The organism is Acinetobacter sp. YH12086, assembly GCF_013419345.1.
Lineage (GTDB): Bacteria > Pseudomonadota > Gammaproteobacteria > Pseudomonadales > Moraxellaceae > Acinetobacter > Acinetobacter amyesii.
The window spans coordinates 1-18,818 of the sequence record NZ_VPAF01000021.1; the positions used below are offsets into that span (position 1 = coordinate 1).

Here is an 18,818-nt window from a genome sequence, read left to right on the forward strand (position 1 = left end):
TTCTTGACTCAAGCATTAATGCAGTACGATCTTCAAAGTTAAGATGATGGTATGACAATTTTATATACTCCATAAACCCTTTAAATTAATTAGGTGGTTTATGTCGCACTTCAAGTTTTACTCTGCCTAGCATATGTCTGCATTCTTTATAATATTCTTCATCAGTAAAAACCAAACATCCATTCTCTTTCCACTTGTATTTTAAATCGCTATTTTTACTTAGACAAATAACCTTAGGTATATCTTTTAATTTTTCCAAAGTACCTATAATTTCATCCTTTGGTTTGTACAATCCACATCCATACCAATTTTTTTCTGCTAATTTAATAACTCGTAAATTTTCAGATTCTAGTTCTGCAACCAATACTTGTGGTTCAAACTCATTTATCTGATTTTCTAATTCTTCGCTGTCTGTCAGACTTAAAATTCTTAATCCAAATGCATTGGAGTCCTTATCTCTGCAATATGATAATAATTTCATTTTAAGTCACACTTTCTACGTAATTACCCCACCATTGCATAATTAACTTCCTTTCTTCTAGATGGTTACTTTTATCATATACAGCCTTCACCCCTTTTTTCTTATGTGCTAAACATGCCTCAATTACTTGTTCTTTGTCACTGAATTGATTATTTAGTGCAGTACTAGCGATATGTCTAAAACCATGTACTGTTTGTCTACCTTTATAGCCACAACGATTTAATACAGCATTAAATGTACCATCGGAGACTGGTTCTAAATAAGTTCTTCTACTAGGAAATAGAAATGGCGATTCAGTTTTATACGTCTCTAATTCTTTTAAAAGTACAATAGCTTGCTTAGATAAAGGGATTGTGTGTGCTAATCGCCCTTTCATAACCTCAGCAGGCCTATTCCATAATTTCTTCTTAAAATCGAATTGCTCCCATCTAGCACAACGTAATTCACCTGGTCTTGGAATTAATAAAATTGCTAGTTCAATCCCTATTATCATTGTTCTACTTGGATAATTTCTTACTTTATTAATAAGTTCAGGTAATTCATGTAATTCAACATGACTCATATTTCCTTGAGTATAATGAGCTATATGTTTGGAAATTCTCACTAAAGGATTATCCTCAATTAGTCCCTTTACAATTGCTAAATCATAGGCATTTGTACAATATGAGATTAGCTTATCAACTTGATTATTAATTTTATTAACTGTTCTCAAACTTTGAAAGAAGTCAAACCATTCTTTCTTTTTAATTGATATGCAGTCTCTATGACCAAATTCCTTTATCACATGTTTTTGGATCGAATCTCTAGCTTTAGTAAATGTTTTCTCACCCCAAGTAGTTTTTTTGGTATCAAGCCAATCAATAATAATAACTTCAAATGTTAAGTTTTTTTTACTATCAATATGTTTTTTATGATACTTACTAAATCTAACTACCTCACCATTTGCTTCCTTCAATTCTAATTCTTTAGCTTTTTTTCTAGCATACTGCCCACTAACATTACGATAACTACCTAACCCCTTATATCCATCTTTACCTAACTCATCCTTACAACGATATTGCCAATATTTACTTCCATCTTTTTTCACAAAGAAATATAAACTACCACTGTCTTTGACTCTGTAATCACCATTTTCAGGCTCTAGATTAGCTAAAGTTGTGTCAGAGAGTGGTCTCTTTTTAATTTCTGTTCTTTTCATCTATATGTTCTCCTTTTTTTGTTCTTTTGATCTATTTTGTATCATCAGTTCGATTTTTATTAATGATACATGCAGTGATACAAGTTCACCAGTTATGTATAGCGTGTTATATCGTTATAAACAGCAATAAAAAATCCCCAAAACATTGAATTTTGGGGATTTTATTTAATATAAAGTAATATTACTTCATACTAATTCATAATCTTGGTAGGTATAAGCAGACTCGAACTGCTGACCTCTACAATGTCAAAGTATGTAAATACTATTTAAATTATATATTTAGAGTTAAATGGCGTAAATTTGGAGTAAATGCAAAGTTATCCACAGCTATTAACCGTTTGTCCGTACTGATTATATCATCTTTTTTACATGCGTTTAGAAAGCACTTATTGATCTCTAAAACATAGACCTACCTCTAAATAATGCACATAACTTAAAGACGAAGCATTTTCAAGAAGGAAAAGATTTCTAATTTAAAAATATAAATTATACAATCCACAGTGTTAAAAGAATAAAATACATTATTTTCTCTCTTCCATTATTTTTATGAGTATTGCCTACAGACCAGATATCGATGGCCTTCGTGCTATTGCGGTATTACTTGTCATTTTCAATCATTTGGGCTGGTCACTATTTTCTGGCGGTTATATTGGGGTAGACATCTTCTTTGTCATTTCAGGCTATCTCATCACCATTATTTTGACACGCGAAATCCAATCTCAACAATTCTCAATTGCACGATTTTATAAAAAACGTGTGGTTCGTTTGGCACCTGCTTATTTTACTGTACTCGCAGTTGTCAGTGTTGTTGCCTGGCAGGTGATGCTACCCGGTGAACTGACTGAATACTTTGAGAGTGTCATATATGCCACTTTACTTCTTGCGAATATTTATATGCGTAAAGAAGTTGGGGATTACTTTAGCCCTAACGTAGAAAATGTGCCGCTGCTACATTTATGGTCACTGGGTGTAGAGGAACAGTTTTATATTTTCTGGCCTTTACTATTATGGATATTTTTTGCCAAGTCATCACGTAAATATCTTTGGTTAATGATCACTATATTTATCGTTGTTCTCCTGGCATATGCTCAGCTAAGGCTGACTCAAAATCCTGCCAAAGCTTATTACAGCATGCCAGTACGTGCTTTTGAGTTGCTACTGGGTGCATTGATTACTTGTTTACCACAACTAAAACTACCAAAAAAACTACTGCAAGGGCTAGTTTGGGTTGGGGTTATTGTTCTATTTATAGCAGCGATTTATTTTGACAAGCACACTCCATTTCCTGGTCTTATGGCACTAATTCCATGTTTGGCAACAGCCCTTGTGATCTATTTAGGACAATCTGTACCTTCTAGTAATCTATTATTGAGTAATCGTCTAAGCACGTGGATTGGAAAAATTTCTTATCCGCTGTATTTGTGGCATTGGCCAATTATCGTTTTATTCGGCATTTATATGCTGCCATTAAATCTTGAATATCAGATCATCATTGTTCTGCTGTCTCTGTTTTTGGCATATTTAACTTATGCATTGGCAGAAAAACCCCTAAAACGATTTGTGATGGCAAAAAATTACAAGGTGATTATTTTAGGTTTCTTGGTTCCTGCAATCGTTTTTATTACCGTTGCCTTGACTGTTAAGAGCAATGACGGCTTTCCAGATCGGTTCCCACCGTCGGTTCAGGCCAAACAGGAAGCATTGCATTCTTATGCACATCTGATCCGAAAAAAATGTATCGATACTGGAGACTCCAAAGTCTTATCCGATCCAAAGGTTTGTGTATTGGGGCAACCTAAAGAAGAAATTGATTTCTTATTAATTGGTGATTCTCATGCCAATGCTTATACAGCGATGCTAGATGAATGGGCAAAAGATGCTAGTCTTCGAGGCTATGACATCACCCAAAGCTCAACATTCTATCTACCTGAAGTGAAGAAGTTTATTTTTAAGAAGAACCACTGGGAGGAGTTTGCTGGGTTCGAAGAACGCAATGATGCCATTACAGCTCATCTCAAAAATACGCATTATCCAATGATTATTATGGCTGGCTCCTATGCCCCATATTTTGGTAATGAATTCAAGCTCAAAGATGGTATTCATCAAAGTAGCGAAGAAATCTTTAGAGAAGGCTTGCTAAAAGCGTTAGAAATTGCTCATCAGTCCAGCGATCAGGTAGTTCTATTGAATGATGTGCCGCGCCTGAAATGGGGTGGTATTTCTTCCGATTGTAATATCCGTAATGAGATTCTAAATCGACATGCTCAATGTACGGTTTCGAAAGCAAGTTATGAAAAGCACCTAAAGCCATTTAATCAGATTGTGGCTGAGGCTAAGACCAAATACCCTCAATTGAAAATTATTGATCCGACCAAGGTTATTTGTGATCAGCAGGTATGTAAAATCATGCTAAATAATGTGCCTTTATATCGCTGGAAAGATGACAATCATATTAATGATCGGGGTTCGCGACAATTGGGCGTTGAGTATTTGAAGCAGTTTGGTAATCCTCTGAAACATATAACTCTAGATTAATTTCTTAACTAAAAATCTATTATTAGTAAATTAATAAAAGCCCTCACTTGAGGGCTTTTTCATGTTCAATAATTACTTGCGCTACAGCTTTTGCTGCGGACCAATACTTTGAGTTAAATGCAGCGAGTTCTGCATCATTTGAAATAAAGCCAAGCTCAACAATTAAACCGCCAGCATTGATAAATCCAAGCCGTCCACGGGCTGACTGTGATTGATCAATCCAACCATCCTGTCCACGCAATCGAGATCCAAATACATCGGCCACAGCTTTAGATAATTTTTGAGCCAAGATCTTATCTTTGGGGAGGGCGATTATCTCAATTCCATTAGCTTGACTGTTTGCAGAGGCATTCATATGGAATTCAATTGCGATCGATGCACCTTTTGCTAAAGCAATTGCATTGGTTAAAGGGAGGTTGATTGTACCTGCGCCATCGGTCTTATAAGACAGGCCTGCTGCTGCAAGATAATGTGCTACAGCATTTCGGAATTGTCGCACCAATTCAGCTTCTTTATATTTGCCATTAACTGCACCCGGATCTGCATTGCTATGCCCTGCAGTAATCGTCACAAATTGATTTACATCGTGTAGTTCGGGTTGCTTTTTCAGGCGTGCAAGCACCATGGCCACACCAACAAACATGCCGACCCATTCGGCAATATTTTCAGGAATCTTGTTTTTAAGATCCTGTGGAATCAGATTCCATACATTTAAGAACTGCTCTGAGAATAAAATCAAGGCATAAAAAAAGGCGCTTACTGCGCCTACCTGTACTGACTTGAGTTTCCAGGCCTGCTTCCAGTTATCGATTAGTTTCATTTTCAATCCTGTCTATTTTCTTACTTACGAAATGTGTGCCTTTGTAGCCAACTACTGATGCGAAGCCCACTGAAATGATTTCAGGAAAGCCAAGCCATGTCGTCAGTGACCAAAAACCCACGGCGAAAAATCCACACATAAACGCTTCAAGCCAATCGGCCTGCCCTCGTTTCTTAGCGGTACGAAATAAAGCCATTAAAAAAGCCATCACAAACGATGCAATGGCTGTATAAAAAGGGCTTACTGATTCAGCGACTTGTTTAGAAAAGTCGTCCATTAAATTCCCCTAATTATTGACATTAAAAAACCCTGATCTAATTAAAGATCAGGGTTAGTGGTGGTTTGTTGGGTAAAAAGATTCTTAAATTTGGGTTAATCTTTAGTAGATAAGAAGTTACTATTTCATTAAATCTACGGTTAAGGGTGAAATTTTGAAAAGTATAAAAAATAAAGGAATTACAAGTTATTCAGAAAATTTTAAAATTAGAGCCATAAACTTTAAGGTTTTAGGTTTAATAATCGGGTGTATTAGAGAGAAAAGGGTTCATGAGGCTGTATATGGCCTTTTCTGTTTTTTATTTTATAGACCCAGTCCTTGTCAACAAGAGAATATAATTGAGCCTATCAAGAAATCTTTTAATACTTTTCAAGTGAACATACAAAATATTTTAATTAATAGTAGGGAAGAAACTATTTCAATGGTAAGTGATGATAAATTTGTTCTCGGAGAGTATGACAATCCTGGGTCAAGAATCGCATATATTGAAAATACTGTTATTCATCTTTACCAACCCTATCAAAATGATTCACTAGTCTATCATATCCATTGTATCCATCACATAAGTGATGATTTTTACTATGTAACTGTGGGGGATACTGCCAAATATCTAGATATTGTAAAAATAAATTCTACTGAATGCACTATCGTGAAAAGAGTGATGAGTAAATTAGCAGGATTTACAGCAATAATCACTCTTAATGATGAAACCTGGGCTGGAACTGATTTCTCCCATCGTCCAAATTATCTCCTCAATCTCGAAACTGGCGAAAAGATATTCCTACCTAGACCAGCATTTACGGAATACATATCAGTTATAAGAAAGTTTACAGATTGTAAAATTGAAATTATGACAAAAAAATTATCATTTAATTCAGGATGTCAATTGATTTTCAATACAAAAAGTAAAAAATTTGAGTCTTGTAAGTCGATCTCTTATTGTAATGAGACCATAATCATTAATGACATAGAAGAACTAAAAGCTGTTAACAATACCTAAGCTTAAACAAGATGTAATTTGCTAAGCAATAAACTCTACCTTACAATATTGTCAATTCAAAATAAGCTCAGCAACATGTCAATCAGCAAATTCTTAGATCGTTTGAAAAAAAACATTCCCCAAATTATTACTATCTTTGTATCCGTATCAATTGCCTACTACGTTGAGTTAAAACTGAATAACCCTATTGATATTGGCCACTTTGTAGTTATGGCAGCAATCTATTCAGCACTAGGCTTAATCAGCTTAAAGTTTGGAATGGGCTCCTCTAAGAAGAAAAATCAATGAAGTTGAAAATTTTATTTTGGGTTGCGGCTTGTAGCTTTACATCTAGTGCATGGGCCAAATTTATTGAAAACACTGATATTACATCTTATGTAAATCAACTCATTAAACATCAAAAAGTAGTATCGATACCTGCTGGCACTTACAAAATTGATGCCAACAAATCAATCACCCCAAAAGATGGAACTGAAATTAGATTAACCCCACAGACCAAGCTTGCCGTTATTCCCACCAAAAATGGAAGCTACCGTGTTTTTCAGGTTAAAAATGTGAAGAACGTAAAGATCTCTGGCGGCTCTTTAACAGGAGATAAATATACTCACCTAGATAAAACTGGTGAATGGGGTATGGGTATCGAAATAAGAGACTCTCAAAATATATCTATCTCAAACATGAACATTGATAAGATGTGGGGTGATGCTATTTATATAGGTACAAACGGAAAAAACTCAACGTATAACATCAGCCTAAAGAACATCAGGATGAACGATAATAGGCGTCAAGGTATTTCAATTATCTCAGTCAATAAGCTGCTTGCATCCAATATTACTGCAACAAATACAAGTGGTGCTATGCCAGCAAGTGGCATTGATATCGAGCCAAACAACGGGTCAATGATATTAAAAAATATTGTTTTGAAGAATATTAAAACATCAGGCAATCAGGGTTCAGGCATCCAGATCGGTCTGAGCAGATATGATAATTCAACAAAACCTTTATCAATTACCATTGAGAACCATCAAGATGCTAACTCTGGGCATGGCCTATTGCTTGGTGCAATAAATAAAAAAGCAATAGGTACTATGTCCATACAGTCTAATTCATCAGGAAATTGCTTCAATGCATGGAGCAATAACAGCATTAAAGTTGATATCGTTGGCGCAACGAATATATCAAACTCGAAAGGATGCAATGGGCATCTTAGAAACTCAAGTATCTCTCTAAAATAATTCTGGGCATTTAACTTAAGATGAACTTTGTAATCAAAAAGAAAAGTGCATATAGCTTTTTTTTAGCACTATTCGCGACTTTCATAATTGTGCTCATTCCTTGGGACACACTCCGAAGCTCAGAATATGTCGATAGAGCAAACTATGTAAGCTATATAGATCACACTGTTAATAAAACCCTGTGGTTCGATTATGACACCCTACTTTCAAAAATAAGTTTTGAGTGGGGCTGGCATGAGCTACTTTATATAGCAACAGAAAATGGTCTAAATTCTAGTCATATTTTCATGATTGTTAGTTCATTGATCATGTTTTTTTCTATATTTCTAGTCATAACAAGAACAAAATATTATGGTTTTTTATTTCTAATAAACCCGGTCTTTATAGACTTTTGCTTCTCGCAAATGCGTTTAGCATTCACTATGTCTTTAGTGTATTTAGCTTATATACTTTATAAGCGAAAAAATATTTTATATATTCCAATTCTTCTTTCAACACCTTTTTTTCATACGTCGGCCGTAATTTTTATTGGTGTTTTTCTTATTGCTACAAAGTTGGAGCAATGGGAAAAACTCAATTTTATGTTTAAAAATACAGTCGCGATAATGGTTGGCTTAGTACTTGCGATTGTCACCGGCCCTCTTATGTCACAAATTTTAGGTCAACTCGGAGACCGACGAGCAGAATATGAAGACATGTCTTCACCAGTTCTTTACATGAGCTTCTGGGTAATTTACTTTGTTTATTTGGCAATTAAAGCATATACAGAAAAGCTTGAAAGAAACGCTTTCTTTTACATCAGCTTAATTATTTTGGGAATGGTGTTTTTTAATGTGTTCTTCTCGGGTTACTCATCACGCTTCTTAGCCGCGTGTTTCCCGATCATTATCATCGCACTTTTGCAGCTCAAATCAAGAGAAAAACAACTGTTGATTTTGGGGTATGCGATATACACATTAATGCTTTGGTTCTTCTGGGCAACATAAAAAAAGGAGCATAAGCTCCTTTTTTTATGAACAACTATAAGCATAATTAAAAGCTACAGCTGTGCTCGGTACTGCATTGCCTGAATTGTTTTGCAACTCAAAAACAACATTAGCCCCAGAAATACTAATTACTTTCAGTAGCCACTCGCTTGTGTTTGTTGGTATGGTTGCATATATAGTTCTAATCTGTGCGCTAGTGTGTTTAGGTACAACAACAGTTATCCTACCTGCGTCATCGGTTGTTTGCTCAGGTAATACTACATTGCCAGACCATCCTTTAAGCCCAGTAAAATCCACTCCTGTTGTGCCTGTTCTTGTAACAGCACCAACCACATCACCAATAAACTTATTATCGTTACTTGTTACTGTTAAATTCCCACCAATTCTACCAATAACTGTATTTCCTGCTCCTGAAACAAGAACATTACCATCAGTCTGTAGATTGATAATATTCCCTGTTCCTGAAACTGCTAGTGCTGTGATGCACTCAGTAGCAACAACTTGCAAGTTATTGTAATTCCCCGCTAATGATACCCCAGTACCATTCGCACCGTTGATGATCAATGACCCGCCACCATAACTGCCGTTGATATTTAATCCGTTACCATTTGCTGAACTAACTTGCAGGGCGTAAAGGTTGTGTGAGTAACGAAATTGTGCGCCTGTTTTAGCACTATTCTTAATGATACCTCTGTAGCGGTTAAAACCCTTACCGCTGTATCCCGTAAGTTCTTGAATGCCTTGATCTGTGAAAGAACCACCATCAATTAAAATTTCAAAGTCATTATGATTACCGCCCTGATTAACAATAGCTTGCCCAACTTTTTCACCTACCACATTAAAGTGATTCATTGTTGGATTGTTTCCAACAACAGTACCTTGTACAAGCTGAACTGCTCTATCACATTCGGTAATGAAAATACGATCGTAGCTATTGTATTTCGCACTATTTTGGGCGGAGATGCCATTAGACATATTCTTAACAAAGTAATCTGAACCAGTATTTCCATGACAAGGAGCATGTGCTGTTTCAGCAGGGTTTTCAATTTGATCGTAACCAGTCAGACGAATACCATGAAATATTCCCTTGAACTCTGTGGGCGCAATAACAATGCCTCTTGTGTTGTTATAAGAGGCGCCGATATGCTCCACTCCCATGTGTGCATTAAGTATTACTATATTCTCAGCATGATTGTACTTGCTACGTCTATCAGAAGCGCCAATTTCACCCATACCAAAGCTAATACCTAGCTGTCCGTTAATCACTACGTTTTTAACAGTGTTTCGCAAACCGCCCCGATATTTAATAGACGCATGATTGTTATTTGTGCCGCCCGATATAGGTCCAGTTTTATCTTGCATGATTAGCAAGCCGTCTATAATAGTGTCCGATGCTGCGTATTCCGACTCAACCACAATCGTCGTTTGACTTGTTTGATTTAATTCATGACTATTCGAGGTTATACTTTGACCTGACGTTAAGACAACAGGCGCACTAATATTTTCATTTTCATCAAAATCAACGGGGTTATATTTTGATAAAGCATCTACTAGCCCTGTAGACCAAAGCTTCACGCTTTTTCGCTCATTTTGATTCTCATTTATCTCTCGCTGAGTACCGCCATTCGCCGTCTGAATCAATAAATCAGTCCAGCCATTCGCCCCCGCTCCAGCCGCAGCAGCAATCTGAATAACCTGATTAAGCTCATCTAAGTCTAAAAGACCCTGATCCAACATTGCTTGAAATAAGCGCGAAAGCATCGGAAAAGATTTGTACCGATCGCCGTAGCGCGGATCAATAACCGCATCTGTATTTACAGTCTTTCCTGCATCTTCAATATCGCGCTTTATTGCATCGAAATCTGACTTACTTAATATATCGGCCATATCTCTATTCCATAAAAAAGCCCGCAATTAAGCGGGCATAAGTTGAAATTTATTTAAATCAAATTGTTTATGATGTCTTTATCATTTCGGTAATAGCGCTCATCAAAATTGATTGCGCTTACTTCATTTTCAAACACATCAATCGGCTTCTTGCTTGATACAAGAAACTTCTGTTCATTCTGTCTATCATCAGTCGTGACTGAATACACTGTTTTGACCTGCCCTGCCGTGACCAAAGATTCCATCGGTGGACGTTCAAGCACAAAGTGTAACTCGTCTTCACCCTGAGTGATTTTCATCACATCAATCGCCCCGCTTTTGAGCTGCAAATGAATCACATATTGCTGATCTGGCAACAAGACAAAAGGCTGTGAAACCTCAATTGAAAGATTATTCCAATTTAATATTTCGCCGCTGGTGCAATTTCCAAGCCGAGTATCATCTGTATTTAAAATACAGTCACCACGAAATGCTAAGTCACTCTCACAGTACGCGGTGAAGCGCGCAGTCACACGACTAAACTTGAGCTTATTCCACGCCCGCCAAGCGACAATATGCGCTTGCTGCTTGTAAACAATGCCAGTGCCTTCGATTTTCTTCGGATTGTTGATCGCTTCATTTGGAATTTTTAGCGTCTTTTCAATCCAGCCTTCATCTGAATCGATATACGTCAGCTCTACGCCGTCATGCCGATTTTCAACACGAAAGTTATGAGAACGGACCTCAGTTTCAGGTTTCTTGTTGCGATGATTGAACAGTATTAGCGGCTCATTTTCGGCACTTTCCAGATCATAATAAATCTTTCGATTTACACGACGATCATGCGTACACGTGACTGCTGAAATCATGCGCATAATCTCTTCAAACGAAGTGTTTGTGTTATCAAGCGTATAATTAAATTCAGTCATACGTTCAGATCCGAAATACGCATACAGATCATCCACGACCTGATAAATACGATCAAAATCAATTTCAGATTCAAATTGCCGCCCGATTTTCGGATGCAGAGCCAAATCAATCGTGGTATCTGCAATATTGCGTGAAGCAATACGTTCAGCAGATTTAACCCCACCACGATATGAATAAACTAAGCTCTCAGCAATACAGTTCAATTGCCGTGAATCTTGACTTGTTGCATTCGCTGTAGCCACTGTTCTTGCACGCACAATAATACGATTTGGATAAACCAACTTTTCAAGATAATGATATGCATAGGCTTGATAAAATTTAGTTTCATCCATTAAATCTGCCGCATCTCCATTATCGTTAGTCCGACGTGCACGAAACCGAACAGCACCACTGAATGGTAAATCAATCCACATCGACGCACCCACAGCATCACGATTATTTGCCTTACCGGTTAAAGTTAAACTTTTGCGATAGATCTGCCCGGTTGGCACGTTATTCACGACTTGCTGATACTCAGCTTCAATGCTGACTGTTTTTGCAGACGAGCCCTGATAGATGCCATTACCTGCTCTAAAGTTTAACAACAACCCTTTCGCCTGAGGTGAATCAATCGTAAACCAGCCAATATAATTCTCCTGATTGCCGCGTAATTTAATACGTGTTGTCGGGGTTTGCTGCCCCGCCAGATCAGCTAATTTATTCCAATCCGGATTTGTTGTGCTCGGTGTCGCAAGTGTCATCAAGCGGTTGGCTTTATCAATACCCGTGATCGTGTACGTGCCATCTAAAAAGATGTTGGCAGTATTGGCCGTTAAATTTGCGCTCAAATTCGTTACTGCATTTTCAGTTAAATTGGCAAAATTTGTATTAGTACTGGTGGCATTCAACAGCTTGATTGAATACACGCCCGCGCTATACGAAATACTTTCAACATCATATAGGCCAGCCAGATCAAGCTGCCCGTTAATTGGGTCCACGATCAGCATGGCGGTGATATTGATCTTGCGAAAATCCTGAAAATTAACTGCAGTTTGATTCGAGCTAATTTCAAGTGTTTGGGTCAGATAATTAATATTGACTGAGCCGGTGATGGCTAAATCTGCAATACCAAAATTCGCCCCTTCAATTGTCACCAATTCATTCACAACAAACTTTTCAAAATCAGACGTATTATTAAGCGTTTTGATTTGGTTTGGGTAAACAAAATATACATCTGAGCGTTCAAAACGGGTGCTGTTTGGTGGTAGCAAAGTCTGACCATTCACTGAGCTATTTTGTTTGGCTACAACTGGTGCATCGGTAAAGCTATCACCAATTTTGTAAATGTTTTCAGCACCAATAATGGACTGATTTAAGTCATATGCAGTGACAGATTTACCAGGTATTTCAGCAACTGGTGTATCACCTTCCTTGAAGTTTGATACTTGTACGGGATTTTCACACAAGCACATCAACAGCTCTTCAACCTCAATGCCTTCCTTAAAATACCGAAGTGCCGGTGCAATAAGGTCGGGAATCGCCTTAACACGGCCAATAATGTAGGGAATACGCTCTTTAATACGCTGTTTGTTTTCAGGATTGGATAAATTGTTATTGCTTGATCCAGAAGATGTGCCTTTATCAAATTTAGGCGTTTTGACGAAGTACTGAACCGCTTCACCAAATATTTTAGCTACAGCATAGTTCACCGCAGAGATGATATCTCCTGGATGACAAACAATTGTTAGATCTTCATTTGTTTCGAGTAGCCGCGCAATACTAGCTTTGTCCTGTTGAGTCGGTGTGATGTCACTTTCAGGACATGGATTTCCGCGATATATCCGCGCATGTGGGTGCTTTGATCTAACATCTAAAAAGGTTTTTAATGCATTTTCAGATTGCACAACCTCTTGCTCGGTGTGATCCAAAGCATTCTTAATGATGCAGATTTGGCTCATAAAAACGCATCCTTTTGAATAATGGTTTTGCTTGTTCTAACGTGATTCGTTGCACGCCTTTTTCTGTTAAATGAAAAATCCGCTGGCGATAAAAAAGCCCGACATGCGAGCTTTCGTTGTGATATGACATCAGGACGATACAACCCTCAATGGGCCGATCTATCCGCTTATTCCTGATGATTGTTGAACGTGAAGTCTTCACTGTTTCATTCAGCGAACCCGTCAGGCCGATAAAACTTGCAGAGTAATCTTTTCCGTAGAGCACTCGTGCTGCTTCAATCACAAAATGAACACAGTGATAGTTCTGCGGATTGTATTCACAGTGAAATAAGCGATTAATCATCAGTAAAATCCTATTAAACTCGGGTCAGTCGATGCGGAATACACCTCGCCATTTCCTGAATCATTTAACCCTGGTGCTTTGGAATCGCCTTGCGTGCCTTTCCAATCCCGCGTCACATTTTCAAGTTCAAGATCACGCGCAACAAAGATCGGTGAATCATACTGACCGATCAAATAGGCTCTGTATGACACCAGCGGCAACTCAATTTCTTCATCGTGAATAATCAGGTCGATTAGTACAGGAACTGTTTCACCAACATCGCCCAGACTGAAACTAATCTCTTGCTCAAGCGTATCTTCTTCTGAAGAACGGGTAATGCTGATCGGAGCATAGACGTATCCAAATGCTTGGCCATTTTCATGTGTCAAGACCATCGGCTCGCTAGAGTTAATGACATAACGCAAAACAGACGGCCATTTCGAATGTGAAATTTCAATGCATTCGATCAACCCTGTCGGCCCAGCAGACTGATCCAGCAAGGACGACATTTCAGCAGTAATTTCCATTTAAACCCCCACAGCATCGGGCAACCAGACATTCGGAATTTTCTCAATATCACTCAAATTATTGATTAATCCCGATTGCCACAAATCTATGATTGTTCGATCAAAAGCTGGATCGCGTTTAATTGGTACAACATAAATATTGATAATCACTTGCCGCCCAATATTGCCCACCATATTTTCTTGTGGCACGCTTTCAGCTGAGAATTGACACAGGCAATCTTCTTTAATTCCGTTATCCAAAGTCAGATTCCATCGCCAAATACTAGTCTGATTGATCCGCCAGAATGCCCAGAAATATTGACGTTCTCGAGGGTCTTTCAAGTACACAGCGGCAGAAACTGAATGAATTGCCCCAACAAATTTAATCACTTGCCGAGGCATACCTCCCTCTGTTTTTTGTTCACGCACATTATTACCCGGCGTGAAGCTATACCCCTCCAGTAGAGGACAAAGCATAAATTGATCCATGTTTTTTCCTATCGCGAAGGGCTTAAACCAAAGGTGTCTTGGAATATACGGCTTTCAGTACTGTTGGAACGGCGTACACTGTTAAATGCCCCTGCAATTTCTTGACGTACAACATCAATCGTCACAGTACCGTCAACACCGACATTTTGCTTTGCTGTATAACCTGGCGGCACATTGATATTGATCTGGGGTTGAACCACAACATCAACAGAACCCCGATCAGAATTAATCGCATCCACAGTACCCATGCCAACACGATAAGTGTCTTTCGGCAACTCACCATACTCATTTATATAGTTAAGATTATCTACCCCTATACTCTTAACAGCAGCAGCACGAACCATAAACTCTTTATCTGAGGCCATGATTGGAATGCTGTCGCTTGTTCCTGTGCCGGGACCACGAATTAGACCACCAGTTGCGAAGCCTTGAGGCGCATCACTTAACATTGATGCAATAGTTGCACCCTGAGCAAAAGCACCTGCAATTAATGGAATATTGTATGGAAATCCAATTTTTGAAGCATTTGAAACGTTTTCAATTAAAGCGAGTGTTGCATTTGCAGCTGTAAAAACTCTCGATGCAGCATACATAACACGATAGCCGCTCGATTGTTCGCCTCCCATGGACTTCATCATGCTAGCCATGGAGTCAACAATATTTCCTGCATAGCCCATTTGAAGTTGCATAGATGACATGCGGTAGTTTTGCTCAATTTCCGCCATTCGGTCATGATGTGCTTGCCAAATTGCTTCGCGCTGCTCTGCCGTGTTAGCTAAATCAAGCTCTGCAAGAAGCAAGGCTTCTGAAGATTTGGCTCTTGCCTCATCTTCTTGCTGTAATTGCCATTGCTCACTTGTACCACCCATCTCGGATTCAATGCGACCCCACTCTTTTACTGCACCGCCAAGGTTGTCAAATTTCTCCTTAGCTTGTAGTTCACGCGCAATCTCAAGCTGTCGATTGCGCTCTTCGAGATCCTGCACATTCAACATAATCCGTTGACGCTCAAGCTCCCAATAGCGTTCCGACTGCGCATTTGCATTCATCAAGCCTTGCTGCATTTGAAAAATCCGCTGCTCTTTGGCAAGTTTGATAAGACCGAGTTCGTGTTGGTATTGATCTTCTGCAGATTGGAGTGCTTGATTTTTAAAATCATCATTCATATCTGCATCAAGTTTAATCATCAAATCATTTACATTTTTCTTTAATTCAAGCTTACGCTCTTCTGATAATCGCCATGAACTCACATCTTCAGTGAGTTGTGCAACATAGAGTCGTTTTTCTAGATCAGCTCTATGTTTAGCATTCTCGATATATCCTGCAGTGTCTTTAGGGTGGAAATTTGCCTTCTGAATCTCGGCGATTTCATTCTCTAAATCCTTTTCGATTTTTAGAATTCGATCCTTATAATCGTAAGCAATTCTCTCTCGTAAGTTATACTGTTCCTCTTTTAAGCGATCCGCTTCTTTAGCATCTTTCTTTTGCTGTGATAAAGCTGCTCTCGATGCTTTAGATGATCCTCTTTTAGCATTGGCAATTGCATCCTCTGAGGCTTGCAGTTTCTTATTTACCGCGATATTCATATCAATAATTTGAATATCTTTTGCTGAAACCTTCCCTCCATTTTCAAAGGCTGCTTGTGATGCCATTTTTGCACGCTCAATATTCCAACCTTTAGCAATTAGCTTGTTGGTCATAATGGTCTGTGCGGCACCCTTCTGTAGGTTTGAAATGTACTTGGACTGTGCATCTGCTGCTGCGTTCGCTGCATCAGCATTGTTATACATAGCGTTGGTATTATCGTTTACTTTACCAACGGCATTAGAGGCGGCGTTTCCAGCCAAAGACACTTGCTGGCCTAAAGTTTTTTGAGCATCTGCATTTTGCTGAGCCTTGATTCTAGCTTCTTCATAACTCTTGATTAGATCCAAGCCTTGGGACTTTTGCTCTGGTGTTAATAGTTTTAGCTTGTTCAGTCTTTCGATAGCATCAGCTTGTGACATTAATCCCTTGTGCACCTGATCTGAGATTTCACGAACTTCTTTATTTCCCGCATTCGCATTTTTAACAGTGCGGATAAAGCCGTTAAATGACAAGTTCAACTTATTCAATTTGTCGTTCTGATCTTCAAATGATGCAGCTAAGTCATCTTTTGCCACATCAAGTTGAACCCCTTTGAGTGCCAAAAGCTCCTCTTTGGTTTTTTCAGCAACTCGCCCTTGTTCTTCAAGTTTTTCACTTGCTTCCGCTGTACGTTTTTGCAAATACATATAGCCTGCGGTTAATGCTGCCACACCAATTGTGATTGCACCAATTGGGCCACCAACCAAGCCAAGCAGCATTGACCCGCGTGATCGACTGGCATTTAAAGCATTTTCAGCAGCAGTTTGAGTCACTACAGCAGCAGTGCTTTGTTTGGTTGCAATATTGTATGCAACTTCAGCCTGAGTAAGGCGCATAGTTGCGGCTGCACGTGCCTGGCGCGTTGTGGCGCTATTAAGCTCTTGGCGAGCTAGATTGATCTCAGTAAGTGCTAATGCTGCTACTTGACGAGTACGCTGCACCTCCACCGCTGCTAGTTGAATCTGAGATTGAAGGGCTGCTGTATCGGCTGCGCGACGCTCCAGAGTAGCGGAGATTGTTCCGCGAATGGCTACTGTTTGAGTAAGAATGGTCTTGGTTAGCAATGCTGCGCCACCAATCATTGCAACACCTGCAATATCATCAAGATTATTAGCCAATACTTGAATACCACTAGCTAACGTGGTTGCAGCACCCGAAGCCTTACCTGCTTCACCTGTAAATTTGGTGACTTCATTGCTCAACAATTGAATAGATTGCCCAATCGTAATATCGGTTTTAGCAAATAATTCATCTACTGATTCTTTTGATTTTGCTAAGGCATCAACGAGAACTTCACCAGTAATTTTACCTTCAGCAGCCACAGAGCGGAGTTGCCCGACTGTAATACCCATACCCTGAGCAATTGCTTTGGCTAAAGCTGGCGTTTGTTCAAGAATCGAGTTGAGCTCTTCACCACGCAATGTACCAGAGGCCAACGCTTGACCAAATTGGGTTAATGCTGCTTCAGCTGCTTGAGTGCTTGCACCTGAAATTGCAACAGCTTTCGAAACTGTTTCTGTTAATTCGGCTGTTTTGGCCATATCAATTTTTAGTGTTTTCGCATTATCACTAAAGCGCTGATAAACCTGAATTACAGAATCCCATGATTGGTAGGACTTTTGAGCAATAACGAAAGTATCACTCATTGCTAGATTTAATTGCTCTTGCGACTCTGTAACTAGTTTCAACCTATTTTGCATGCCAGTATAGGCATCCATTTTTGCTACTGCCGCACCAACAGTTAGTAGTCCTGCCATGTGCCCAGCAAGTTGGCGAGTAGCAACCGATACACCATCCATTGATTTGCTGGTAAATTGACCATTTCTATCAATATTTTCAAGCTCTTTTCCAATAGCTTGCGCATTACGCAACGCATTGCGTGAATCAATTTCAATCACCAAGCGACTTGTTTGTGTGGTCATTTCACTTTCCTGCGGGCATAAAAAAAGCCCGCGAGATGCGAGCTATAAATTTTGGGTGTTAAAAAAGCGCCTTCAATGAGTCAGCTTTACAGTAAAACTTTAAAACTTAGGTTTGAATTATTAGCACTTGTATATGGCTTATATACAAATCTCGAGCAAAAAAAACCGCCACTTGGGCGGTTGTCTTTTTAGCTAACAAGCCAAATAAAGAAAATCAATATTATGAACCCCACAATAATACTAACAGCCAAATTTGGTTCAGTATTATTTGAAGCATTACGAGTGGTTTTAGAGTGCGACTTAAATGTTGAATAAGACAATCCTGTACCTGGAGCGCTAATTGTTGTTCTTGTGCCTTTTTTGCCTACACTGACGCGCGCACCCTTCCCACCAACAGATACACTGCTTATGCCTTTCTTACCCACATTAAGGCGAACACCTGGTGCTATTTTAAAACTTTTCCGGAATCCAAAACCCATAACATCACCTATCGGCAGATTTTCTTAGATGCACTAATCGAACCATCTTTGCATACAAATTTAGATCCCTGACAATGACTTATGCCACCCTTCTTGCCTGAACAAGGTTGCTTTCCGCGACCAGCTTCAGCGACAGTGGATAAACCTAAAGCAAGAACCACCGCTACTATTATTTTCATTTTTATCCCCCCTTATAATGAGTAATCAAA

The 18,818-nt window shown here is 38.8% G+C and carries 16 protein-coding genes; 4 read left to right on the top strand and 12 right to left on the bottom strand.

What is annotated here, in order from left to right:
- Positions 1 to 85 precede the first annotated feature (85 nt).
- Both FTU29_RS15625 and FTU29_RS15630 read right to left on the bottom strand, forming a co-directional pair.
- Positions 86 to 481, bottom strand: coding sequence for a hypothetical protein (locus FTU29_RS15625; RefSeq protein WP_180122768.1), 396 nt, complete (start codon positions 479 to 481; stop codon positions 86 to 88).
- Between the two features lies 1 nt (position 482).
- A complete protein-coding gene (locus FTU29_RS15630; RefSeq protein ID WP_180122776.1) occupies positions 483 to 1,679 on the bottom strand; it encodes a tyrosine-type recombinase/integrase in 1,197 nt (398 codons plus the stop codon).
- A gap of 546 nt (positions 1,680 to 2,225) precedes the next feature.
- Between FTU29_RS15630 and FTU29_RS15635 the strand changes: the two genes are divergently transcribed.
- Positions 2,226 to 4,214 (top strand): acyltransferase family protein, encoded by a 1,989-nt coding sequence (locus FTU29_RS15635; RefSeq protein ID WP_180122777.1) that lies wholly within the window; start codon positions 2,226 to 2,228, stop codon positions 4,212 to 4,214.
- Positions 4,215 to 4,257: 43 nt separating this feature from the next.
- On the opposite strand, the gene FTU29_RS15640 is transcribed toward FTU29_RS15635, so the two are convergent.
- Positions 4,258 to 5,034 carry an N-acetylmuramoyl-L-alanine amidase gene (locus FTU29_RS15640; protein ID WP_180122778.1) on the bottom strand — a complete coding sequence of 259 codons (777 nt, stop codon included), beginning with the start codon at positions 5,032 to 5,034 and terminating at the stop codon, positions 4,258 to 4,260.
- Positions 5,018 to 5,311 (bottom strand): phage holin family protein, encoded by a 294-nt coding sequence (locus FTU29_RS15645; protein WP_180114490.1) that lies wholly within the window; start codon positions 5,309 to 5,311, stop codon positions 5,018 to 5,020. The genes FTU29_RS15640 and FTU29_RS15645 overlap by 17 nt, the downstream gene beginning before the upstream one ends.
- Positions 5,312 to 5,465: 154 nt before the next feature.
- Between FTU29_RS15645 and FTU29_RS15650 the strand changes: the two genes are divergently transcribed.
- The 3 genes from FTU29_RS15650 to FTU29_RS15660 all read left to right on the top strand — a co-directional run bounded on the left by FTU29_RS15650 (position 5,466) and on the right by FTU29_RS15660 (position 8,532).
- A complete protein-coding gene (locus FTU29_RS15650) occupies positions 5,466 to 6,311 on the top strand; it encodes a hypothetical protein (RefSeq protein WP_180122779.1) in 846 nt (281 codons plus the stop codon).
- 284 nt (positions 6,312 to 6,595) lie between these two features.
- Positions 6,596 to 7,546 carry a right-handed parallel beta-helix repeat-containing protein gene (locus FTU29_RS15655; RefSeq protein WP_180122780.1) on the top strand — a complete coding sequence of 317 codons (951 nt, stop codon included), beginning with the start codon at positions 6,596 to 6,598 and terminating at the stop codon, positions 7,544 to 7,546.
- Positions 7,547 to 7,566: 20 nt separating this feature from the next.
- Positions 7,567 to 8,532 (top strand): EpsG family protein, encoded by a 966-nt coding sequence (locus FTU29_RS15660; protein WP_001012061.1) that lies wholly within the window; start codon positions 7,567 to 7,569, stop codon positions 8,530 to 8,532.
- A 24-nt stretch (positions 8,533 to 8,556) separates the two neighbouring features.
- Here FTU29_RS15660 and FTU29_RS15665 read toward each other — a convergent pair whose 3' ends face one another.
- The 8 genes from FTU29_RS15665 to FTU29_RS15700 form a co-directional block, all read right to left on the bottom strand.
- Entirely contained in the window at positions 8,557 to 10,419 is a 1,863-nt protein-coding gene (locus FTU29_RS15665; RefSeq protein WP_257226948.1) for a phage tail fiber protein, read from the bottom strand.
- 53 nt (positions 10,420 to 10,472) lie between these two features.
- Positions 10,473 to 13,265, bottom strand: coding sequence for a host specificity factor TipJ family phage tail protein (locus FTU29_RS15670; protein ID WP_180122782.1), 2,793 nt, complete (start codon positions 13,263 to 13,265; stop codon positions 10,473 to 10,475).
- Positions 13,243 to 13,611, bottom strand: coding sequence for a hypothetical protein (locus FTU29_RS15675; RefSeq protein ID WP_180122829.1), 369 nt, complete (start codon positions 13,609 to 13,611; stop codon positions 13,243 to 13,245). The genes FTU29_RS15670 and FTU29_RS15675 overlap by 23 nt, the downstream gene beginning before the upstream one ends.
- Positions 13,608 to 14,114 carry a hypothetical protein gene (locus FTU29_RS15680; RefSeq protein ID WP_180122784.1) on the bottom strand — a complete coding sequence of 169 codons (507 nt, stop codon included), beginning with the start codon at positions 14,112 to 14,114 and terminating at the stop codon, positions 13,608 to 13,610. Before FTU29_RS15680 ends, FTU29_RS15675 begins: the two co-directional genes overlap by 4 nt.
- Positions 14,115 to 14,582 carry a hypothetical protein gene (locus FTU29_RS15685; protein WP_257226949.1) on the bottom strand — a complete coding sequence of 156 codons (468 nt, stop codon included), beginning with the start codon at positions 14,580 to 14,582 and terminating at the stop codon, positions 14,115 to 14,117.
- Positions 14,583 to 14,590: 8 nt separating this feature from the next.
- Positions 14,591 to 18,130 (bottom strand): tape measure protein, encoded by a 3,540-nt coding sequence (locus FTU29_RS15690; protein ID WP_180122787.1) that lies wholly within the window; start codon positions 18,128 to 18,130, stop codon positions 14,591 to 14,593.
- Positions 18,131 to 18,318: 188 nt separating this feature from the next.
- Positions 18,319 to 18,609: a DUF4236 domain-containing protein gene (locus FTU29_RS15695; RefSeq protein ID WP_180110151.1), complete on the bottom strand. Its 291-nt coding sequence runs from the start codon at positions 18,607 to 18,609 to the stop codon at positions 18,319 to 18,321.
- 8 nt (positions 18,610 to 18,617) lie between these two features.
- Positions 18,618 to 18,788 carry a hypothetical protein gene (locus tag FTU29_RS15700; protein WP_180110150.1) on the bottom strand — a complete coding sequence of 57 codons (171 nt, stop codon included), beginning with the start codon at positions 18,786 to 18,788 and terminating at the stop codon, positions 18,618 to 18,620.
- Positions 18,789 to 18,818: the final 30 nt, after the last annotated feature.